Genomic DNA, 20,453 nt, shown 5'->3' on the forward strand with positions numbered 1-20,453 from the left:
GCCCCGAAGTGCAGGGCAAACCTGGAAACGTTCTGCCGGCCAAAAACCACAGCGTGGTTGCGGACGAAGCGGACTTACCGAGGAAACGTCCGACTACCGCGCCTCATAGCTATTACTGGCAAGCCTCGCACTCATCGAACCCCGGATCGCCCGGACGCATCATGCACACCGGCCCGTCGGCTTCGGGCGCTGCCGCTACGGCCGGAGCCGTCGCTGCTGCGGCGTTGAAGCCACCCGCCGACGCACCGCCTGCACCCGTCGAGCCGAAGCCCGCACCCGACATGCCGCTCGCGCCGCCGCCCGACTCCCCCGACGGCACCGCATTCAGCGCGCCGTGCGCGACGGTCGACTTCTCGACGCTCGTCGCCGACATCGTGCGGAGGTAGTAGGTCGTCTTCAGGCCGCGCAGCCACGCGAGCTTGTAGACCTCGTCGAGCTTCTTGCCCGACGCGCCCGCCATGTAGATGTTCAGCGACTGCGCCTGATCGATCCACTTCTGACGGCGCGCCGCCGCTTCCACGACCCACTTCGCATCCAGTTCGAACGCCGTGGCGTAGATCGCGCGCAGGTCGGCCGGGATGCGGTCGATGCGCGAAAGCGTGCCGTCGAAGTACTTCAGGTCGGAGACCATCACTTCGTCCCACAGGCCGCGCGTCTTCAGGTCACGCACCAGGTAGTCGTTCACGACCGTGAACTCGCCCGACAGGTTCGACTTCACGTACAGGTTCTGGAACGTCGGCTCGATGCACGCCGAGACGCCGATGATGTTCGAGATCGTCGCCGTCGGCGCGATCGCGACGCAGTTGGAGTTGCGCATGCCGTGCGCCGCGATGCGCGAACGCAGCGCTGCCCAGTCCATCGTTTCGCTGTCGTCGACTTCGACGTAGCCGCCGCGCTCTTCGGCCAGGAGCTTCAGCGAATCCTTCGGGAGGATGCCGCGATCCCACAGCGAGCCGCGGTAGCTCGAGTAGCGGCCGCGCTCTTCCGCCAGTTCCGTCGACGCGTAGTACGCGTAGTAGCAGACCGCTTCCATCGACGTATCGGCGAACTTGACCGCTTCGTCCGACGCGTACGGCGTGCGCAGCAAGTGCAGGCAGTCCTGGAAGCCCATGATGCCCATGCCGACCGGACGATGCTTCAGGTTCGAGTTACGCGCCTTGGCGACGGCGTAGTAATTGATGTCGATCACGTTGTCGAGCATGCGCATCGCGACCTTGATGGTGCGCTTCAACTTGTCGTGATCGAGCGCCAGCGTGCCGTCGGCCTGCTTCGACAGGTGCGCGACGAGGTTCACCGAACCCAGGTTGCAGACGGCGATCTCGGTGTCGCTCGTGTTCAGCGTGATTTCCGTGCACAGGTTCGACGAGTGGACGACGCCCACGTGCTGCTGCGGCGAACGGATGTTGCACGGGTCCTTGAACGTGATCCACGGATGGCCGGTTTCGAACAGCATGCCGAGCATCTTGCGCCACAGTTGCGCCGCCGGAATCTTCTTGAACAGCTTGATCTCGCCGCGCGCCGCCTTCTCTTCGTAAGCCGTGTAAGCCTTCTCGAACGCCGCGCCGAACAGGTCGTGCAGGTCCGGGCAGGTCGCCGGCGAGAAGAGCGTCCAGTCGCCGCCTTCGTGCACGCGCTTCATGAACAGGTCGGGAATCCAGTTCGCCGTGTTCATGTCGTGAGTGCGTCGGCGGTCGTCGCCGGTGTTCTTGCGCAGTTCCAGGAACTCTTCGATGTCCAGGTGCCACGTTTCCAGATACGCGCACACCGCACCCTTGCGCTTGCCGCCCTGGTTCACCGCGACGGCCGTGTCGTTCACCACCTTCAGGAACGGCACCACGCCCTGCGACTTGCCGTTCGTGCCCTTGATATGCGAGCCGAGCGCGCGAACGCGCGTCCAGTCGTTGCCGAGGCCGCCCGCGAACTTCGACAGCAGCGCGTTTTCCTTCAGCGCTTCGTAGATGCCGTCGAGGTCGTCGGCAACCGTCGTCAGGTAGCACGACGACAGTTGCGAGCGGCGCGTGCCGGAATTGAACAGCGTCGGCGTCGACGACATGAAGTCGAAGCTCGACAGCACGTTGTAGAACTCGATCGCTCGCGCTTCGCGGTCGATTTCGTTCAGCGCGAGGCCCATCGCGACACGCATGAAGAACGCCTGCGGCAATTCGATGCGCTTGCCGCCTTCCGTGTGCAGGAAGTAGCGGTCATACAGCGTCTGCAGGCCGAGATAGCCGAATTGCAGGTCGCGGTCCGCGTCGAGCGCGGCGCCGAGACGCTTCAGGTCGAATTGCTGGAGCTTTTCGTCGAGCAGTTCAGCTTCCACGCCTTGCTTGATGAAGAGCGGGAAGTACTCGGCGTAGCGCTCGCCCATGGCGCCTTGCGGGACTTCGTCTTCCAGGATCTCGCGGCGGATCGTGTGCAGCAGGATGCGCGCCGTGACCTGGCTGTACGCCGGGTCCTTCTCGATCATCGTGCGGGCCGCGAGGATGGCCGAGTCGTAGACCTGGCTCATCGGCACGCCGTCGTACAGGTTCTTCACCGTTTCCGCGACGATCGGATCGGCGTTGACCACATCGCCCAGGTTCGCGCACGCCTCGACGATGCGCGCCTTCAGCGCGTCGAGGTCGAGCGGACGGGAGACGCCGCCATCGATCACGTTGATGCCGAGCGCGTTCGCCTTCACTTCCGGCGCGTGTGCGCGCTCCTGCGTGCGCTTCTCGCGATACAGCACGTAGGCACGCGCGACGTTGTGCTCGCCGCCGCGCATCAGCGCGAGCTCGACCTGATCCTGGATGTCTTCGATATGGAACGTGCCGCCGTTCGGACGGCTGCGCACGAGCGCGCGCACGACGCTCTGCGTCAGTTGCTCGACCAGCTCGCGCACGCGCGCGGAAGCTGCGCCCTGCCCGCCGTTCACCGCGAGGAACGCCTTCGTCACGGCGATCGCGATCTTCGACGGCTCGAACGACACCACGGTCCCGTTACGACGGATGACCTTGTAGTCGGCGAGCGTCGTGGTCGGCGCGAGCGCCTGCGCGCCCGGCTGCTGGCTGCCCGCCTGCCGTGCGGATACGCCTTCGTAGGAGGTCGTGGCGTTGTCGGTGGTTTGCATGTGCAAAACTCCTGGTGTTCGAATGGTGCGGAACGTCGTCCGCGGATTTATGACTTATGCCGCGTGAGGTGTCTCACGGAGACACCTCACGCGGATGATGGAATGTGAAAACGGCCCGCCGCGAATGCGTTTACTGCGCGGACCCGGCCGTCTTGCCCCGCGCTCGCGCGGGTGGCTTCGGTCGACGCAAACTGCCTTCACTTGCCTGCCTTCTTCACGGTCTTTCTCGCTGGCACTCGATGCGGTTCGTGGCGAACCGCACCGCCCCGGGCCAGCCAACTTCCTTCACGCCGGAAAGCCAACGGCGCCGGCTCTGGGAGCGGGCGCCGCCTCAACAACACAAGATGTAGTGCGTTTTACGTCTCTGGGCACCAAGTATAGTGAACTTCAGCGCACTCTCAAAAAGATTTATTTGCCTGTCGAATACCTGGGAGGGATTGACTTTTGCTTTCGCAAAGCACGGCAAGGCCTCGGGCGTTTCCCGTGCTGCGATGCAACGAGAATGACTTTACGCGGGGTCGAGGTAGGGGAAGAAGCAAGGCGCGAGACCGCTCGCGCGTTGCAGACGCCGCCAGTCGAAGTGAGGACCGGGATCGGTCTTGCGGCCGGGCGCGATATCGGAATGGCCGGCGAGCGCATCGATCGGATAGCGCGTGGTCAGCGCATCGACGAGCACATGCAGCGCGTCGTATTGCGCGTGCTCGAACGGGAAGCGATCGCTGCCTTCCAGTTCGATGCCGATCGAGAAGTCGTTGCAGCGCTCGCGTCCGCGAAAGCTCGACACGCCCGCGTGCCACGCGCGCTCGTTGCACGAGACGTACTGCTCGATCGCGCCATCGCGACGAACCACGAAATGCGCGGACACGCGCACGCCGCGCAGTTGCTCGAAGTACGGATGGGCGTCGTGGTCGAGGCGGTTCTGGAAGAAGTCCCGGATGGCGTCGCCGCCGAAGTCGTCGGGCGGCAGGCTGATGTTGTGCACGACGATGAGCGTCGGCTCGATCGCGCCCGGCCGCGCCTCGAAGTTCGGCGACGGCAAGCGCGTCGCGGTGGATAGCCAGCCGTCGGCGTCGACCGAAGCGGGCGCTCCGGCGCGCTCGGGTTGCGTCATCGCGCGTCGCGGCCGGACGGGCGAGCCGCGTGGCGATGCGCGTGGTCGGAGCAACAGAACCGTTGGCCGGCCACGACCAGCGATTCGCTGCTCGGCGTATGCACGCCGCACTCGACGCAACGCACGAGCGGATCGGTCAGTTGCGGCGAACTGCCGGCACCGTTGCCGCTGCGCCGGTACGTGCCGCCAGCCGTGCCGGCGCCAGCACCGCTGCCCGGTTGCGCGCCGGCTTGGGCACGCGCATTCGCGCGGCGCAGCTTGCGGAACAGCCACTGGCTCGCGAAGAACAAAAAGATCAAGAGAAGAAGTTGTCGCATGGCGTTACTAATATAAGTAGGCTGCCCGGCTCAGACGACGGCACGGTGCAGCAGCACTTCGAATACGAAGCGGCTGCCGACATAAGCGAGCAGCAGCGCGACGAACGAAGCGAGCACCCAGCGCAACGCGGCACGCCCGCGCCAGCCGGAAACGCGGCGCGCAGTCAGCAGCGCGCCGAACATGAGCCACGAGAGAAACGCGAACACCGTCTTGTGATCGAGCTTGATCGCGCGATCGACGAGTTGTTCGTTGAAGGCGATCCCCGACACGAGCGTGAGCGTGAGCAGGACGAAGCCCGCCGCGATCAGCCGGAACAGCAGTTTTTCGAGCGTGAGCAGCGGCGGCAGGGTATCGAGCCAACTGGTAAGCCAGCTATTCGACGTATGACGCGCGGCCAGCCCGCGCATGCCCTGCAGCCGCCTTTCGACCATCAGCATCAGGATCGCGTGGAGCGCGGCGATCGCGAACAGACCGTACGCGATGTTGGCGATCAGGAAGTGCAGCTTGAACATGGGCGCTGCCGAATACGGCAGCACGCGCACGCCGCCGAACAGCAGCGGCATCAACGACGCGACGCACGCGAGCGGCAGCACCAGAAGCCGCAAGCCGTCGAGCGGAAAGAAAAAGCTTTCGATCCAGTAGATGCCCGCGCCGAGCCAGAACATGGCCGAGAGCGCGAAGGCAAAGCCGAACACCATCGCGTTTTGCGGGAAGATGGTGGTATGCAGCAGGACGCCATGCACGAGGAGCGCTATAAATAATAGAGCGCGCCCGATTCCGCTCATGCCTGACGCCTTCGACGCCCGCGCGCTCGGCACCGGCGCGCCCGCGGGAACGCCCGCCAGCGCGGGCCCGAGGGCCGTGTGGCGATGCGCGCGCCAGCCCGCTACGGCAAGTCCGCCGTAGAGAAGCGCAGTGAGGGCATACAGTACAATATCCATGTCCGAAGTTTACACTAGGCCCCGAACTCACGACGTCTTCCCCTCCCGCCGTCAAGGGCGAGAGCGGGCGCCACGGCGAGGCCGCACTCTCTACCGATCCCATGCTCGACAATCTGACTCAACGGATGGCGCGCGTCGTCAAGACGCTGCGCGGCGAGGCCCGGCTCACCGAGGCTAACACGCAGGAAATGCTGCGCGAAGTGCGCCTGGCGTTGCTCGAGGCCGACGTCGCGCTGCCGGTCGTGCGCGAATTCATCGCGAAGGTGAAGGAAAAGGCGCTCGGCGAAGAAGTGATGTCCAGCCTGTCGCCGGGCCAAGCGCTGGTCGGCGTCGTGCAGCGCGAACTGACGGCGGTGATCGGCGGCGACTACGAAGGCAAGGCGGTCGAGCTGAATCTCGCCGTCACGCCGCCCGCCGTGATCCTGATGGCCGGCCTGCAAGGCGCCGGCAAGACCACGACCACCGGCAAGCTCGCCAAGCTCCTGCGCGAGAAGTACAAGAAGAAGGTGCTGACGGTTTCCGTCGACGTCTACCGCCCCGCCGCCATCCAGCAGTTGAAGACGGTGACCGAGCAGGTCGGCGCGGACTTCTTCCCGTCCGAGCCGAACCAGAAGCCCGCGGACATCGCGCTCGCGGCCGTCGACTGGGCGAAGCGCCACTACAACGACGTGCTGATCGTCGATACGGCCGGGCGCCTCGGCATCGACGAAGCGATGATGAACGAGATCACCGAGCTTCATACGCTGCTCAAGCCGGCTGAAACGCTCTTCGTCGTCGATGCGATGCTCGGCCAGGACGCCGTCAACACCGCGAAGGCGTTCAACGACGCACTCCCGCTCACCGGCGTCGTGCTCACCAAGCTCGACGGCGACTCGCGCGGCGGCGCGGCGCTCTCCGTGCGCCACGTGACAGGCAAGCCGATCAAATTCGTCGGCGTCGCGGAAAAGCTCGACGGCCTCGAAGTCTTCCATCCGGATCGGATGGCGAACCGGATTCTCGGCATGGGCGACATCCTCGCGCTCGTCGAGGAAGCGCAGCGCGGCGTCGATACGAAGGAAGCGCAAAAGCTCGCCGACAAGGTCAAGAAAGGCGGCGACTTCGACCTGAACGACTTCAAGGCACAGCTTTCGCAGATGAAGAACATGGGCGGCCTGTCGTCGCTGATGGACAAGCTGCCGGCCCAATTCCAGCAGGCCGCACAGGGCGCGGACATGGGCGTCGCCGAGAAGCAGATGCGCCGCATGGAAGGCATCATCAATTCGATGACGCTCAAGGAGCGCGCGAAACCCGAGCTGATCAAGGCCGCGCGCAAGCGCCGGATCGCGGCGGGCGCGGGCGTGCACGTGCAGGACGTCAACCGCATGCTGAACCAGTACGAGCAGATGCGCGGCATGATGAAGAAGTTGAAGGGCGGCAACCTGCAGAAAATGATGCGCGGCATGAAGGGCATGATGCCCGGCATGCGTTAATCTGCGTTTTTCGAAACCCGCGCCTCGCCGCCAGTCCGCGGCGTGCGCGGGTTTATCATATGGCGCTCGCCGCCGTTTTTTCCCACACTAGGTATTCACGCCACCGCGCCGTTTCCCTTATGAATCGCGAAGAAGCTCTCCACATTTTCAGCCACTCCGAAGAGATCGTTTCGGCGGCTGCGGTCAACGCGTCGATCGGGCGCATGGCGCACGACATCCGCGCGGCGACGAGCGAGGAGTTCCCGCTCGTCCTCTCCGTGATGGGCGGCGCGGCGGTATTCACCGGCATGCTGCTGCCGCATCTCGATTTCCCGCTCGAGTTCGATTACATCCACCTGACGCGCTATCGCAATGCGATCAAGGGCGGCAGCGAGATGCAATGGCGCGTGGCACCGGCGGAATCGGTGAAGGATCGCGTGGTGCTCGTGCTCGACGACATCCTCGATGAAGGCGAAACGATGGCTGCGATCCGCGACCGCATCATGCTGATGGGCGCGAAACAGTTTCTGTCGGCGGTCTTGTGCGAGAAGATCATTCCGAAGGCCAAGCCGCTGCGTCCGGATTTCTGCGGATTCGAAGTGCCGGACCGCTATGTGTTCGGCTGCGGCATGGATGCGAAAGGTTACTGGCGCAACCTGCCGACGATTCGTGCGCTGACTGAAGGCGCCTGATATTGAACGTGTAGTTGAAAAAACGGCCAATCCGACGATTGGCCGTTTTTTTATAGTTGGTGCACGAAGGTGCGTATCCCCGCCAGCATCATCTCGACCGAAATCGCGACGAGCACCAATCCCATCAGACGCTCGAAGGCGGTGACCGCCCGCTCGCCGAGCCAGTGCTGAATCTTCTCGGCCAGCGTCAGCACGATCGCGCAGACGATCATGGTGACCGTCAGCGCGCCGATCCATTCCAGCATCTTGCCCGGCGCCTGCGACGTGAGCAGCATCACCGTCGCGAGCGCCGACGGACCGGCGAGCGCCGGAATCGCGAGTGGCACGATCAGCGGCTCGCCGCCGCGCGAATCGCCGCCCATCGGGCCGTCGGGATGCGGAAAGATCATTCTGAGCGCAATCAGAAACAGCACGATCCCGCCGCCAAGCCGCAGCGACAAATCAGTGAGACTCATCGCGCGCAGGAAACGGTCGCCGACCAGCATGAACAGCAGCAGGATGCCGAACGCAATCGCGATTTCCCGCAGGATCACGATGCGCCGCCGCTCGGCCGCCACTCCGCGCAATGCGTTGATGAAGATCGGAATGTTGCCGAGCGGATCGGTGATCAGGATCAGCAGCACCGTCGCCGACAGGAAGTTGTATTGCACGTTACTTCGCCAGGGCCGCACGCACCTTCTCGATCACCACGCGCGCCGCGTCGTCCACCGGCAACAGCGTGGCCTCGGTGTCGCGACGCGCCTGGTATTCGAGCTTGCCTTCCTTGAGCCCGCGGTCGCCGATCACGAGCCGGTGCGGCACGCCGATCAGTTCCCAGTCGGCGAACATCACGCCCGGGCGCTCGCCGCGATCGTCGAGGATCACGTCGATGCCCGCTTCCAGCAGCGTCGCGTACAGTTTGTCGGCCTGCTCGCGCACGGCGTCACTGCGGTCGTAGCCCATCGGGCACAGCACGACTTCGAACGGCGCGATCGCTTCCGGCCAGATGATGCCCTTCTCGTCGAAGTTCTGTTCGATCGCCGCGCCCAGGACGCGCGTCACGCCGATGCCATAGCAGCCCATCTGCATCGGCGCAGGCTTACCGTTTTCGTCGAGAAAAGTGGCGCCCATCGAATCCGAATACTTGGTGCCGAGCTGGAACACGTGGCCGACTTCGATGCCGCGGCAGATCGCGAGCGTGCCTCGGCCGTCCGGCGACGGATCGCCCTCGACGACATTGCGGATATCCGCGACCACCGGTTCCGGCAAGTCGCGGCCCCAGTTCACGCCGGTCGTGTGGAAGTCGACTTCGTTCGAGCCGACCACGAAGTCGCTCATGTTCGCGACCGTGCTGTCCGCGATCACCTTCACCGGCTTCTTCGTGCCGACCGGGCCGAGATAGCCCGGCGGCGTGCCGAACCACTCGATGATTTCCTGCTCGGTTGCGAAACGGTAGCCCGCGAGACCCGGCTGCTTGTGCGCCTTGATGTCGTTGAGCGAATGGTCGCCGCGCAGCATCAGCAGCCAGATGGTCGGCTCGGCGCCTTCGTTCTCTGTGGCGAGCACGATCGACTTGATCGTGCGCTCAAGCGGAATGTTCAGATATTCCGCGACCGCTTCGCACTTCGCCTTGGCCGGAGTCGGGGTCTTCTTCATTTCTTCCGCAGGCGCCGCGCGCGTGGCTGCGAGCGGCAGCGCGTCGGCCGCTTCGACGTTCGCCGCGTAGTCCGAGCTCGGGCAATATGCGATGGCGTCTTCGCCCGTATCGGCGATCACGTGGAATTCGTGCGAACCGCTGCCGCCGATCGAGCCGTTATCGGCCGCGACCGCGCGGAACTCCAGCCCGATGCGCGAGAAGATGCGCACATAGGCGTCGAACATCTTGCGATAGGACTCGGCGAGCCCGGCCATGTCCTTGTCGAACGAATATGCGTCCTTCATGATGAACTCGCGGCCGCGCATCACGCCGAAACGCGGACGGATCTCGTCGCGGAACTTCGTCTGGATCTGGTAGAAGTTCACCGGCAACTGGCGATAGCTCTTGATCTCACGACGCGCGATGTCGGTCACGACTTCCTCGTGCGTCGGCCCGATCACGAACTCGCGCTCGTGACGGTCCTTCATGCGCAGCAGTTCCGGCCCGTACTGCTCCCAGCGGCCCGACTCCTGCCACAACTCGGCCGGCTGCACGGCCGGCATCAGCAATTCGAGCGCGCCCGCACGATTCATTTCTTCACGCACGATGGCCTCGACCTTGCGGATCGAGCGCAGGCCGATCGGAAGGTAATCGTAGATACCGCCCGCGACGCGGCGGATCATGCCGGCGCGCATCATCAGCTTGTGGCTGACGATCTCGGCGTCGGCGGGGGCTTCTTTCAGGGTAACGATGAAGAAACGCGATGCTTTCATTGAAGAAATTTTCCAAATGCGAAGCGCGCCGAAGTGCCGGCTGGCGGCGTGAAGGCGTGCAGAACGAGTGAACGACGGGACAGCCAGCGGGAAGAAGAATCTGCCGCTGGCCTGAATGCCCGGCGAAAGGTGTACCCGGATTCGGGTTCGTGCCGGTGCGCCAGGCCCGTTATCTGTTTATAATCAAAGCAATTTTAAAGGATTCGAAGGTGGTTGTATGCTCGATCGTGAAGGCTTTCGCCCGAACGTCGGCATCATCCTCTTGAACGCGCGCAACGAAGTGTTTTGGGGCAAGCGGCTGCGTGAACATTCCTGGCAGTTTCCGCAAGGGGGCATCAAGTACGGCGAGACCCCTGTGCAAGCGATGTATCGGGAGTTACACGAAGAAACCGGCTTGCTTCCGGAGCACGTCAAGGTCGTGGGTCGTACCCGCGACTGGCTGCGTTATGAGGTGCCGGACAAGTTCATCAAGCGCGAGGTGCGCGGCCATTATCGTGGCCAGAAACAGATCTGGTTTCTGCTGCGAATGGTAGGCCGCGATTGCGACATCTGCCTGCGTGCGACAGACCATCCGGAATTCGATGCCTGGCGCTGGAACGAGTATTGGGTCCCGCTCGACGCGGTGATCGAGTTCAAGCGTGACGTTTATCAACTGGCGCTCACCGAGTTGTCGCGCTTCCTGCGGCGGACCGCCGCGAGAAGTGAACGCAGTGAGCGTATCGCACATCATGGACCGCGCTATCCGCGCGTCATCCAGACGATGACGATCGAGGCACCCTCGGTTTCCGCGGCCGGCACCGCGATTGAGGCAGAATGCTCGGTCGAGGAAGTGCATGTTTTCGCGCAGCGTCCGTTGCGCGACTGACACCGCCCTTTCTTGCAAACTTTTCCACTCAGCATGACTCAAAGCGGCGACACGGCAACGTGTCCCGCTTTTTTCCGCGCAGCGCGGGTCGCTTGCCAACCGTTGCGCGCGGATGTTTCCGGGAAGACCTAATTGAAAGCCATCGCATTATTCGCGGCATCCGCGGCAGCACTTGCCGTGCTCGCCGGTTGTTCCAGTTCCAAGGGTCCGTCCAACCAGGACGACGGCGCGTTCACCTATCTCCTGGATCGCAAGCCGGAATGGACCGAAAACAAGGTCGAGAACCTGCCGCCGCTCCCGCAGGCGTCGAACCTGCTGGCGTTCAACGTTTCGCAGAATACGCCGCTGATTTTTTCGGTCGATAAAACGTCGATTTCCGTCGGCACCGATGGCGTCGTGCGCTATACGGTGGTCGTCACGAGCCCGGCGGGCGCGCGAAACGTGAACTACGAAGGGATTCGCTGCGATAACTACGAGTGGCGCCTGTACGCGAGCATCAACGACGAACAAAACGCGTGGGATCGCACAGTCGCCAACGACTTCCGGCGCATCGAGAACGGCGAGTTGAACGCGTATCACGCGGCGCTGTACCAGGATTACTTCTGCACGAGCAAGATGCCGACGGGCTCCGCCAGGGAAATCGTCAACGCAATCCAGTACAAGCGCCCGCAGAGCTTGCAGTATCGGTGACGTAGCGCTTCCGTCGTTAAAAAGCCCGCTGACCTTTCAGAGTCAGCGGGCTTTTTCTTATACCAGTACCAGATTGTCGCGGTGGATCAGTTCAGGCTCGAGCATGTAGCCGAGCACCGTTTCAATCTCCGCGCTCGGCCGCCGATGAATCAGCCGCGCCTCCGAGCTGCTGTAGTTCGTGATGCCGCGCGCGACTTCCTGCCCGCCGGCGTTCACGCACGCGATCACCTCGCCGCGGGCAAACGCGCCCTTCACGTCGATCACGCCGATCGGCAGCAGGCTCTTGCCGCCTTCGGTGAGCTTTTCGACCGCGCCGTCGTCGATCACGACGTGGCCGCGCACCTGCAGATGATCGGCCATCCACTGCTTGCGGGCCGCGATCCGCGCCGTGCGCGCGATGAGTTGCGTGCCGATCATCTCGCCCGATGCCAGCCGCGTGAGAACGTCCGATTCCCGTCCGCTCGCGATCACGGTATTCGCACCGCTGTGCGCAGCGCGTTTCGCCGCGAGTATCTTGGTGAGCATGCCGCCACGACCAAGGCTCGATCCCGCGCCGCCCGCCATCTGTTCGAGTTCGGGCGTTCCCGCGTCGGCCTGTTCGACGAGCGTTGCGCTCGGGTCCTTGCGCGGATCGGCAGTAAACAGGCCGCGCTGGTCGGTGAGAATGATCAGCGCGTCGCCTTCGATCAGATTCGCCACCAGCGCACCGAGCGTGTCGTTGTCGCCGAACTTGATTTCGTCGGTGATGACGGTGTCGTTTTCGTTGATGATCGGCACGGCGCCCAGACGCAGCAGCGTCAGCAGCGTCGAGCGAGCGTTCAGATAGCGCTCGCGATCCGCCAGATCGGCGTGTGTCAGAAGAATCTGCGCCGTGCGGATGCCGTGTGCGCCGAAGCTGCTTTCATAAACCTGCGCGAGCCCCATCTGCCCAACAGCGGCGGCGGCCTGCAACTCGTCGATTTCGCGCGGGCGCTTCGTCCAGCCGAGCCGGTGAATGCCTTCAGCGATCGCGCCCGAACTGACCATCACGACTTCCTTGCCCTGCTCTCGCAGCGCCGCGATCTGCGATGCCCAGCGGGCGATGGCGGCGTGGTCGAGCCCGCGACCGTCGTTGGTGACGAGACTCGATCCTACTTTCACAACCAGACGCTTCGAAGCGGCGATGACAGAACGCATCGTGCGCATTCTCCTCGGATTAGCGACGCCTGCGCGCGGGCGCGCGCAGCTGCGTGATTACTCTTCTTCCTGCACAGGCTTGGGCGCGGCGGCCGGTTCATCGCGGAACCGAACGTCCGCTGCGAGATCTTCCGCTTCGGCGGCGCGCGACGCGTCCGAGTTCTTCGAGATGTAATCGAAGATCGCGTAGGTCAGCGCCTCGCAGCCCTGGCCGGTGAGGGCCGAGATTTCGAACACCGGGCCGTTCCACTCGTAGCGCTCGAGAAAATTGGCGACACGCGCCTCGCGCTCGTCGTCCGGCACCATGTCGAGCTTGTTCAGCACGAGCCAGCGCGGCTTTTCGTACAACGCTTCGTCATACTTGCGCAATTCGTTGACGATCGCCTTCGCTTCCGCGGCCGGATCGACGTTTTCGTCGAACGGGGCCAGGTCGACGAGGTGCAGCAGCACCCCGGTGCGCTGCAGGTGACGCAGGAACCGATGCCCGAGACCCGCACCTTCGGCCGCGCCCTCGATCAAACCGGGAATATCCGCGATCACGAAGCTCTTGCTCGGACCCACGCGCACCACGCCGAGATTCGGTGCGAGCGTCGTAAATGGATAGTCGGCGATCTTCGGCCGCGCATTCGACACCGACGAGATGAACGTCGATTTCCCCGCGTTCGGCATGCCGAGCAGGCCAACATCAGCGAGCACTTTCAGTTCGAGCCTGAGCATGCGTCGCTCGCCGGGCTTGCCTTCCGTCTTCTGACGCGGCGCGCGATTCGTGCTCGACTTGAAGTGCAGGTTGCCGAGGCCGCCCGCGCCGCCGTTGGCGATCAGCACTTGCTGGTTGTGCTCGGTCAGGTCGGCGATCAATTCGCCCGTTTCCATATCCGCGATGACCGTGCCGACCGGCATGCGCAGCGTGATATCGTCGCCGCCCTTGCCGTAACAGTCCGCGCCGCGGCCGTTTTCGCCGTTGCGCGCCTGGTGCTTCTTCGCGTACCGATAGTCGATCAGCGTGTTGATGTTGCGGTCCGCGACCGCGTACACGCTGCCGCCCCGGCCGCCGTCGCCGCCGTCCGGTCCGCCGAACGGGACGAACTTTTCGCGGCGCATCGACGCGCTGCCATCCCCTCCGTCGCCGGCGATGACTTCAATTCTCGCTTCGTCAATGAACTTCATGCGTTGCTCCGTCCCGTGTTTGCCGCTGTCTGGGACTGGACTCAGCGTCATGGGACCGGGGCAGGCGCTCAAGCCCCGACTCCGGTCGACACGCCAACTCCAGTCGATTCACTCTGTGTGGGGGTGGAGTAAGCGCTAAAGCGCTAACTCCACCTGACTCACTATTTTGCCGCGACCGGCCGATGCCGGCCAACGTGCAAACGATATAAGCTGAAATGCCTTTCGAACCAGGCGCCGAATGAGCGCCAAATAAAAAAGGCCCCGCGAACTTCGCGGGGCCTTTTGTCGGTCCTGAAGCCCGTGCCAGTCTTGCGTCAGGCTGCCGGGACTACGTTGACCAGATGCTTCTTCGCTGCGCCCTTTGTCGTGAACTTGACGTGGCCGTCGGTCAGCGCGAACAAGGTGTGATCCTTGCCGATGCCGACGTTCTCGCCCGGGTGCATGCGCGTGCCGCGCTGGCGAACGATGATGCCGCCCGCGTTGATTGCCTGGCCGCCGTAAACCTTCACGCCGAGGCGCTTCGATTCGGAATCGCGGCCGTTGCGGGAAGACCCGCCTGCTTTTTTGTGTGCCATGTGATTACTCCTTGCCGCTTACGCGTTGATCGCGTCGATACGCAGTTCGGTATAGTTCTGGCGATGGCCAGCGTGCTTTTGGTAGTGCTTCCGGCGACGCATCTTGAAGATCGTGACCTTCTTGTGACGACCCTGGGACACGACGGTAGCCTTGACGGAAGCCCCACTGACCAGAGGTGCACCGAACTGAATCGATTCACCTTCGCCTACTGCGAGAACCTGGTCGAGCGTGATTTCAGCGTCAATGTCTGCCGGTATCTGTTCTACTTTCAATTTTTCGCCGACGGCAACCTTATACTGCTTGCCACCGGTTTTTATGACCGCGTACATTGAGAACCTCACTCTTGAATTCATTTTTCCGCACACCGTGCGCGAAAACGCGTGATTATACAGAGAGTTAGGATCGCAGTCAAAGGCCTCGCTGTCTTGGCCGACCGGACTCATGCAGGCGTGCATCGTTTCGTGCAAGCTCCTTCAGCGCTTCCAGTGGATCGAAGATCCGGTCTCGAATTGCGGCAAAACCGGCTGGCCCCGTCGAAATTGGCGGCGCCCGGCGGCGCATTGGCCGGGGAAACGCCGTCGCCAGGCCGATTCGCCTTATAATTCGCGGCACTACCCTACTTGCCGATCATGTCGTCCACCGCCACTTCATCCCCCAACGCCGCCACCCTGCTTGCCCCGATCGCCGAGGACATGCAGCAGGTCAATCGCGTCATCCGGCAGCGCCTGGCATCCGAAGTGATGCTGATCAACCAGATCTCGGAGTACATCATCGGAGCCGGCGGCAAGCGGCTGCGGCCCGCGTTGCTGCTGCTCGTCGCGGGTGCGCTCGGTGACACGACCGGGCATCGGCACGAACTCGCGGCTGTCGTCGAATTCATCCATACGGCGACGCTGCTGCACGACGATGTCGTCGACGAATCCGATCTGCGCCGCGGCCGCCAGACGGCCAACGCGCTGTTCGGGAACGCGGCGAGCGTGCTGGTCGGCGACTTTCTGTATTCGCGCTCGTTCGAGATGATGGTCGGCGTCGGCAAGATGCGCGTGATGGAGATTCTCTCGGTCGCGACCAACGTGATCTCCGAAGGCGAAGTGCTGCAGCTTCTGAACATGCACGATCCGGATGTCGATCAGGCGCGCTACATGCAGGTGATCCGCTACAAGACAGCCAAGCTCTTCGAAGCCGCGGCGCAACTGGGCGCGGTGCTTTCAGGAGCGGACGCGAGGACCGAGGCGGCGGCGGCCGAGTTCGGGCGGCGCATCGGCACGGCGTTCCAGATCATGGACGACTGGCTCGACTACACCGGCACGGCGGAATCGATGGGCAAGAACGCCGGCGACGACCTGCGCGAAGGCAAGCCGACGCTGCCGCTCATCTATCTGATGGAACACGGCACGGCGGAACAGGCGGCGCTCGCGCGCGAGGCCATCGAGCAAGGCGGCACGGATCGCTTCGACACGATTTTCGAGGCGATCACCCGTTCGGGCGCCCTCGACCACACGCTCGAATGCGCTCGCGGTGAAGCCCAGGCGGCGGCGAAAGCGATTTCTTCGTTCCCGGATTCCATTTACAAAGAAAGCCTGCTAGAATTATGTTCTTACTCGACAGCGAGACAGTCTTGAAAAAGACTAAAACGCTGTAAGAGTCCAGCAGTAAAAATTCGGGGTGTAGCTTAGCCTGGTAGAGCGCTACGTTCGGGACGTAGAGGCCGGAGGTTCGAATCCTCTCACCCCGACCAGAATTTCCCTTGTTGAATCAAGGCCGAAACCGCCCACTTCGTTGGGCGGTTTTTTGTTTTGGGCTCGCCGTTCCGCCTTGTAGCTTCACAACGCGCCGCACCAGTTCCGAAGTCTCCTGTTTCCGAATCTCGGCGTATGCTGACAACGAAAATCCAGGAGACGACCATGAGCCTCGCCGGCAAGACCTTGTTCATATCCGGAGGCAGTCGCGGCATCGGCCTTGCGATTGCGCTCAGAGCCGCCCGCGACGGCGCCAACATCGTAATCGCGGCTAAAACCGCCGATCCCGACCCGCGTCTCGAAGGCACGATTCACACGGCAGCGGCCGCGATCGAAGCGGCCGGTGGCAAGGCGCTTCCGCTCGTCGTCGATATTCGAGACGAGGAGCGTGTGCAAGCCGCGGTTGCGGAAGCCGTCCGCGTATTCGGCGGCATCGATATTCTCATTAACAACGCCAGCGCCATCCGGTTGACCGGCACGCTCGACACACCCGTCAAGCGCTACGACCTGATGCACGGCGTGAACGGGCGAGGCACCTTCGTGTGCGCCCAAGCCTGCCTGCCCCATCTCCTCGACGCGGCGAACCCGCACATCCTGACGCTATCGCCGCCGCTCGTCACCGACGCGAAGTGGTTCAGGGATTTCCCCGCGTACACCATTGCGAAATACACGATGAGCCTGTTCACGCTTGCGCTCGCGGGCGAGTTCAAGGATCGAGGTGTCGCGGTCAATTCGTTGTGGCCGCGCACCGCCATCGCGACGGCTGCCGTGCAGAACGAAATCGGCGGTGCGGGGATGCTCGCGGCGTGTCGCAAGCCGGAGATAGTCGCCGATGCCGCTCACTTCATCCTCACGCGCCCCGCGCGGGAGTGCTCAGGAAACTTCTTCCTCGACGACGAAGTGCTGCTGGCAGCGGGCGTGCGTGACTTCGCACAGTACGACATGCAACCGGGTGCCGCGTTGCAGGCCGATTTCTTTATCGAAGCGCTGCCGGGCATGCATCGCTCAGACGACATGATGAAGCGCGGCAGCGCCGCCTGAACTGCGCATACCAAAGACGGAACGCGCCCACCAAAAGCGCGTTCCATCCGCAACGCCTGCAAGAGTCTCAGCCGGTCACCCAGCGTCGACCTCGTCCGCCGGCTCCGGTTCGCGCGGCACGCCGCCGGCCTCGTCCGCGACCGATGCCGGCGGCGCCTCGTATCGATGCACGTCATGCGTGACGAAGCCAAGATCGTGGCTCGGAATTTCGAACCATTCCGGATGGCCGAACGAACGGCGGATGTCTTCGAGACCGCTCGCCCAATGCTCGCCCATGGTGTCGTTGCTGAACTCGTAGTCCTTGTAGTGGCCTTCGAAGAACTTGTCCTTGTAGATGAGGTGCACGATATTGACCGCGCCGCCGTCGGCGATTTCCTGCGCCTGCTTGATCAGGGGATGATTGCGCCGCACCTTCTCCGGTATGTGCTCGAGCAGTTCCTTGATCATCCGCGCGTGCTTCTGGTTCTGCGATACGAAGGCCGTGATCGCGCGCGTGCGGCTCGAGTACTGGATGTCCTTCGTGCGCTCGGAGACATCGAGGAAATCGCTCGGCAGCGTGCCTTTCGAGCTCCAGAGATCGACTTGGAAGACGAGCGTGTCCCGGTGCTGCGATTCGCTGATGATCTCAGTCAGCGGCGTATTCGAAACGAGGCCGCCGTCCCAGTAATACTCACCTTCGATCTCGACAGCCGGAAACCCCGGCGGCAGCGCGCCCGAGGCCATGAAGTGCTCCGGTTCGAGGCGCATCTTCGTGTTGTCGAAGTAGACGAGATTGCCGGTGCGCACATTGACCGCGCCGACAGAGACACGGACATTACCGTCATTGATGCGGTCGAAATTGGCGTACTTCAGGAGCGTCGCGCGCAGGGCCGCCGTGTCGTAGAAGCTGACTTCGTTCGGCAGCTTCCTCGCCGAATGGGCCAGCGGCATCGGCACCGCTACGCGCGGTTCGAAGAACCCCTTCTGCCCTTCGGTCAGGGTCCGAGTGGCAGACCACATGCTCGACCACCTGCGTCCGATGTTCGGAAACCCGAACACCGTCGGAATCAGCGCGCCCATGTGCCCCAGAAAATCCGCCGGCTGGCAGATCGTATTCCAGAAGCCGCGCAATGCCTCGACGCGATCCTCCGGCGCGTTGCCCGCGATGATCGCGGTATTGAGCGCGCCGATCGAGATGCCGGAGATCCACGTGGGTTCGATGCCCGCTTCCGCGAGCCCCTCATAGACACCGGCCTGATACGAACCCAACGCGCCGCCGCCCTGCAGGACGAGACCGATTTCATCGTAGGAAGGCAGTTCGATACTGTTCGACTGCCCGAGTTTGTTACGTGGACTGCGGCGCATCTTCTACTCCTTACTGCATGAACCAGCCGTGGCTGACGACGATCGATTGCCCCGTCAGCGCGGCCGATTCGAAGCCGGCCAGGAACGCGACCGTGTTCGCAACGTCGTCGACAGTGGTGAATTCGCCGTCGACGGTTTCCTTCAGCATCACGTCCTTGACGACCTGCGCTTCGGTAATGCCGAGCGCCTTCGCCTGTTCCGGAATCTGCTTGTCGACGAGCGGCGTGCGCACGAATCCCGGACACACGACGTTCGCCCGCACGCCGCGCGAGCCACCTTCCTTCGCGACCACGCGCGCAAGCCCGAGCAGGCCATGCTTCGCGGTGACATAAGCCGACTTCAGCTTCGAGGCCTCGTGCGAGTGCACGGAACCCATGTAGATGATCGAGCCGCCCTTGCCCGCCGCGTACATCTGCTTGATGGCGGCCTTGGTGGTGAGGAACGCGCCGTCGAGGTGAATCGCCAGCATCTTCTTCCAGTCGGCGAACGCGTACTCTTCGATCGGGTTGACGATCTGGATGCCCGCATTCGACACGAGCACGTCAATCGAGCCGAGCTTCGCGACCGCTTCTTCGATGCCCGCGTTCACGGCGTCTTCGCTCGTCACGTCCATCGATACGGCGAGCGCCTTGCCGCCGCCCGCGACGATGTCGTCGGCGACCTTTTGCGCGTTCGCGAGATTCAGATCGGCGATGACCACCGCCGCGCCCTGCGCGGCGAGCTTGCGCGCGCATTGTTCACCGATACCGCTTGCGGCGCCCGTGACGAGCGCGACTTTTCCTTGCAACGACATGTGTGTGGTTCCTGGACTTGACTGTTTATTGATTGACAGCGAGCTTCAGTGCTTCGGCCGGGGCGAGATAGTCGTAGGCGACTTCGCCCACGTCGAGCGTGAGATTCGCGACGACGTGCCGCGCGCCCACCACCTTCCTGACCGGCAGGGCCGCGACCGGCGCCAGCGCATGCGCGTGCAGTTCGAGCGCGGCGGGTCCTTCCCAGGCGCCGAGCACGGTGACGTCGCGCAGGAAGAAGCGCACGAGTTCGCAGACGCGCGCCGAACCATCGACGTGCGGAAGCACCTTCAAAAGGTAGTTCGGCGTATCGGCGAGTTTGCGGCGCTCGGTTTCGATATCGAGCGGACGAAACTTGTAGCCCATCGTGCCGGTCGCGATGCGCTGCGTGCCGTAGTCGAGCGTGCCGAGCAGCGTGTCCTTGCCGTCGACGGACAGACGCGGTGACGCGAGCTTCTTCGGAAAGCCCCAGATCTCGCGGCCGCCCGCGATCGGGCCTTCGTCGTCGAGATACATCGCGTGGGTATAGCTCGCCTTGCGCCCTTCTTCGTCGATGACCGAGATGACCTGGCCGCTTTCCGTGTAGTCGCCGAACCCCGACGAATCCGGCATCCGGATGAACTCGTAGTGGACGAGGCCGCTGTCTACTTCCAGCGGCTCGGGCACGACCGCGCGCAGGGCGTCGATGTCGGTCTCGTACGAGATGATGAGGTATTCGCGATTGATGAAGCGAAACGGCGGACGCGGATACGCGGGGCTGTGCACGGGCATGGCATAGGCATTCTTGCGGATTTCATCTTCTGTCACTGCGGCGACTCCTCTGTATGTCGGAGCAGATGGTAGCGGCATTTGATATTCGCGGCGCATTACACCAAGCTGACGACAGCATCCGCACCGGTTGGGGCACAACCCTCGAACGTCCGCCCGGCCTGGCTTCGGGCCATGCCGTCCCTTGCTTCGACCGCATCGTCGCCACTTATGCAATATATTGTTGCATTGCTGACACCTATGCCGAACCGACGTCGAACTGAGAAGAGTCTGAGTCAAATGCACAGCG

At 63.3% G+C, this 20,453-nt stretch carries 20 protein-coding genes and 1 tRNA gene; 8 read left to right on the plus strand and 13 right to left on the minus strand.

The window, feature by feature from the left end; all coding sequences use genetic code 11:
- Positions 1–112: 112 nt before the first annotated feature.
- From AWB68_RS15280 to AWB68_RS15295, 4 genes are all read right to left on the minus strand, one after another.
- Entirely contained in the window at positions 113–3,109 is a 2,997-nt protein-coding gene (locus tag AWB68_RS15280; RefSeq protein ID WP_087645192.1) for a ribonucleoside-diphosphate reductase subunit alpha, read from the minus strand.
- Positions 3,110–3,617: 508 nt separating this feature from the next.
- The gene (gene ampD / locus AWB68_RS15285) at positions 3,618–4,220 is read right to left on the minus strand and encodes a 1,6-anhydro-N-acetylmuramyl-L-alanine amidase AmpD (protein WP_087645193.1); all 603 of its coding nucleotides are present in this window, start codon (positions 4,218–4,220) and stop codon (positions 3,618–3,620) included.
- Positions 4,217–4,537 (minus strand): PP0621 family protein, encoded by a 321-nt coding sequence (locus tag AWB68_RS15290; RefSeq protein WP_087645194.1) that lies wholly within the window; start codon positions 4,535–4,537, stop codon positions 4,217–4,219. The genes ampD and AWB68_RS15290 overlap by 4 nt, the downstream gene beginning before the upstream one ends.
- Before the next feature lie 30 nt (positions 4,538–4,567).
- On the minus strand, positions 4,568–5,479 hold the full coding sequence (locus tag AWB68_RS15295; protein WP_087645195.1) for a cytochrome C assembly family protein: 912 nt from the start codon (positions 5,477–5,479) through the stop codon (positions 4,568–4,570).
- 101 nt (positions 5,480–5,580) lie between these two features.
- Between AWB68_RS15295 and ffh the strand changes: the two genes are divergently transcribed.
- Positions 5,581–6,948, plus strand: coding sequence for a signal recognition particle protein (gene ffh, locus AWB68_RS15300; protein ID WP_087645196.1), 1,368 nt, complete (start codon positions 5,581–5,583; stop codon positions 6,946–6,948).
- Positions 6,949–7,067: 119 nt separating this feature from the next.
- Positions 7,068–7,619, plus strand: coding sequence for a hypoxanthine-guanine phosphoribosyltransferase (locus tag AWB68_RS15305; protein WP_087645197.1), 552 nt, complete (start codon positions 7,068–7,070; stop codon positions 7,617–7,619).
- A gap of 50 nt (positions 7,620–7,669) precedes the next feature.
- On the opposite strand, the gene AWB68_RS15310 is transcribed toward AWB68_RS15305, so the two are convergent.
- Positions 7,670–8,269 (minus strand): MarC family protein, encoded by a 600-nt coding sequence (locus AWB68_RS15310; RefSeq protein ID WP_087645198.1) that lies wholly within the window; start codon positions 8,267–8,269, stop codon positions 7,670–7,672.
- A gap of 1 nt (position 8,270) precedes the next feature.
- A complete protein-coding gene (locus AWB68_RS15315) occupies positions 8,271–10,007 on the minus strand; it encodes a proline--tRNA ligase (RefSeq protein ID WP_087645199.1) in 1,737 nt (578 codons plus the stop codon).
- Between the two features lie 217 nt (positions 10,008–10,224).
- Here AWB68_RS15315 and AWB68_RS15325 point away from each other — a divergent pair, with 217 nt between their 5' ends.
- Positions 10,225–10,872 carry an RNA pyrophosphohydrolase gene (locus AWB68_RS15325; protein ID WP_087645200.1) on the plus strand — a complete coding sequence of 216 codons (648 nt, stop codon included), beginning with the start codon at positions 10,225–10,227 and terminating at the stop codon, positions 10,870–10,872.
- Between the two features lie 132 nt (positions 10,873–11,004).
- Entirely contained in the window at positions 11,005–11,562 is a 558-nt protein-coding gene (locus AWB68_RS15330; protein ID WP_087645201.1) for a CNP1-like family protein, read from the plus strand.
- Between the two features lie 57 nt (positions 11,563–11,619).
- Here the strand turns inward: AWB68_RS15330 and proB are convergent, their stop codons facing one another.
- From proB to rplU, 4 genes are all read right to left on the minus strand, one after another.
- On the minus strand, positions 11,620–12,738 hold the full coding sequence (gene proB / locus AWB68_RS15335; RefSeq protein ID WP_087645241.1) for a glutamate 5-kinase: 1,119 nt from the start codon (positions 12,736–12,738) through the stop codon (positions 11,620–11,622).
- Positions 12,739–12,795: 57 nt separating this feature from the next.
- Complete coding sequence (obgE, locus tag AWB68_RS15340; protein WP_087645202.1) at positions 12,796–13,905, minus strand: Obg family GTPase CgtA; 1,110 nt, start codon at positions 13,903–13,905, stop codon at positions 12,796–12,798.
- A gap of 314 nt (positions 13,906–14,219) precedes the next feature.
- Entirely contained in the window at positions 14,220–14,480 is a 261-nt protein-coding gene (gene rpmA / locus AWB68_RS15345) for a 50S ribosomal protein L27 (RefSeq protein WP_087645203.1), read from the minus strand.
- A gap of 18 nt (positions 14,481–14,498) precedes the next feature.
- Positions 14,499–14,810 (minus strand): 50S ribosomal protein L21, encoded by a 312-nt coding sequence (gene rplU, locus AWB68_RS15350; protein ID WP_087645242.1) that lies wholly within the window; start codon positions 14,808–14,810, stop codon positions 14,499–14,501.
- A gap of 300 nt (positions 14,811–15,110) precedes the next feature.
- Here rplU and AWB68_RS15355 point away from each other — a divergent pair, with 300 nt between their 5' ends.
- The 3 genes from AWB68_RS15355 to AWB68_RS15365 all read left to right on the plus strand — a co-directional run bounded on the left by AWB68_RS15355 (position 15,111) and on the right by AWB68_RS15365 (position 17,261).
- Positions 15,111–16,103 (plus strand): polyprenyl synthetase family protein, encoded by a 993-nt coding sequence (locus tag AWB68_RS15355; protein ID WP_087645204.1) that lies wholly within the window; start codon positions 15,111–15,113, stop codon positions 16,101–16,103.
- Positions 16,104–16,142: 39 nt separating this feature from the next.
- A tRNA-Pro gene (locus tag AWB68_RS15360) sits at positions 16,143–16,219 on the plus strand.
- Between the two features lie 166 nt (positions 16,220–16,385).
- The gene (locus AWB68_RS15365; protein ID WP_087645205.1) at positions 16,386–17,261 is read left to right on the plus strand and encodes an SDR family oxidoreductase; all 876 of its coding nucleotides are present in this window, start codon (positions 16,386–16,388) and stop codon (positions 17,259–17,261) included.
- A 75-nt stretch (positions 17,262–17,336) separates the two neighbouring features.
- On the opposite strand, the gene AWB68_RS15370 is transcribed toward AWB68_RS15365, so the two are convergent.
- Genes AWB68_RS15370 through AWB68_RS15380 form a run of 3 tightly spaced genes read right to left on the minus strand, consistent with a single transcriptional unit; the run spans position 17,337 to position 20,203 of the window.
- Positions 17,337–18,605 carry a DUF3734 domain-containing protein gene (locus tag AWB68_RS15370; RefSeq protein ID WP_087645206.1) on the minus strand — a complete coding sequence of 423 codons (1,269 nt, stop codon included), beginning with the start codon at positions 18,603–18,605 and terminating at the stop codon, positions 17,337–17,339.
- Between the two features lie 10 nt (positions 18,606–18,615).
- A complete protein-coding gene (locus AWB68_RS15375) occupies positions 18,616–19,398 on the minus strand; it encodes a 3-hydroxybutyrate dehydrogenase (protein ID WP_087645207.1) in 783 nt (260 codons plus the stop codon).
- A gap of 25 nt (positions 19,399–19,423) precedes the next feature.
- Positions 19,424–20,203, minus strand: a complete 780-nt coding sequence (locus tag AWB68_RS15380) for an acetoacetate decarboxylase (protein ID WP_200828704.1) — start codon at positions 20,201–20,203, stop codon at positions 19,424–19,426.
- A gap of 17 nt (positions 20,204–20,220) precedes the next feature.
- Here AWB68_RS15380 and AWB68_RS48870 point away from each other — a divergent pair, with 17 nt between their 5' ends.
- Entirely contained in the window at positions 20,221–20,427 is a 207-nt protein-coding gene (locus tag AWB68_RS48870) for a hypothetical protein (protein ID WP_200828705.1), read from the plus strand.
- Positions 20,428–20,453 lie beyond the last annotated feature (26 nt).

The sequence above is a fragment of the Caballeronia choica genome, from assembly GCF_001544535.1.
In the GTDB taxonomy this organism is placed as follows: Bacteria; Pseudomonadota; Gammaproteobacteria; order Burkholderiales; family Burkholderiaceae; genus Caballeronia; species Caballeronia choica.

Bases quoted from the DNA above. Each gene is read 5' to 3' on its own strand.
- AWB68_RS15280 (WP_087645192.1), bottom strand. From the start codon at position 3,109: ATGCAAACCACCGACAACGCCACGACCTCCTACGAAGGCGTATCCGCA.
- ampD (WP_087645193.1), bottom strand. From the start codon at position 4,220: ATGACGCAACCCGAGCGCGCCGGAGCGCCCGCTTCGGTCGACGCCGAC.
- AWB68_RS15290 (WP_087645194.1), bottom strand. From the start codon at position 4,537: ATGCGACAACTTCTTCTCTTGATCTTTTTGTTCTTCGCGAGCCAGTGG.
- AWB68_RS15295 (WP_087645195.1), bottom strand. From the start codon at position 5,479: ATGGATATTGTACTGTATGCCCTCACTGCGCTTCTCTACGGCGGACTT.
- ffh (WP_087645196.1), top strand. From the start codon at position 5,581: ATGCTCGACAATCTGACTCAACGGATGGCGCGCGTCGTCAAGACGCTG.
- AWB68_RS15305 (WP_087645197.1), top strand. From the start codon at position 7,068: ATGAATCGCGAAGAAGCTCTCCACATTTTCAGCCACTCCGAAGAGATC.
- AWB68_RS15315 (WP_087645199.1), bottom strand. From the start codon at position 10,007: ATGAAAGCATCGCGTTTCTTCATCGTTACCCTGAAAGAAGCCCCCGCC.
- AWB68_RS15325 (WP_087645200.1), top strand. From the start codon at position 10,225: ATGCTCGATCGTGAAGGCTTTCGCCCGAACGTCGGCATCATCCTCTTG.
- proB (WP_087645241.1), bottom strand. From the start codon at position 12,738: ATGCGTTCTGTCATCGCCGCTTCGAAGCGTCTGGTTGTGAAAGTAGGA.
- obgE (WP_087645202.1), bottom strand. From the start codon at position 13,905: ATGAAGTTCATTGACGAAGCGAGAATTGAAGTCATCGCCGGCGACGGA.
- rpmA (WP_087645203.1), bottom strand. From the start codon at position 14,480: ATGGCACACAAAAAAGCAGGCGGGTCTTCCCGCAACGGCCGCGATTCC.
- rplU (WP_087645242.1), bottom strand. From the start codon at position 14,810: ATGTACGCGGTCATAAAAACCGGTGGCAAGCAGTATAAGGTTGCCGTC.
- AWB68_RS15355 (WP_087645204.1), top strand. From the start codon at position 15,111: ATGTCGTCCACCGCCACTTCATCCCCCAACGCCGCCACCCTGCTTGCC.
- AWB68_RS15365 (WP_087645205.1), top strand. From the start codon at position 16,386: ATGAGCCTCGCCGGCAAGACCTTGTTCATATCCGGAGGCAGTCGCGGC.
- AWB68_RS15370 (WP_087645206.1), bottom strand. From the start codon at position 18,605: ATGCGCCGCAGTCCACGTAACAAACTCGGGCAGTCGAACAGTATCGAA.
- AWB68_RS15375 (WP_087645207.1), bottom strand. From the start codon at position 19,398: ATGTCGTTGCAAGGAAAAGTCGCGCTCGTCACGGGCGCCGCAAGCGGT.
- AWB68_RS48870 (WP_200828705.1), top strand. From the start codon at position 20,221: ATGTCGGAGCAGATGGTAGCGGCATTTGATATTCGCGGCGCATTACAC.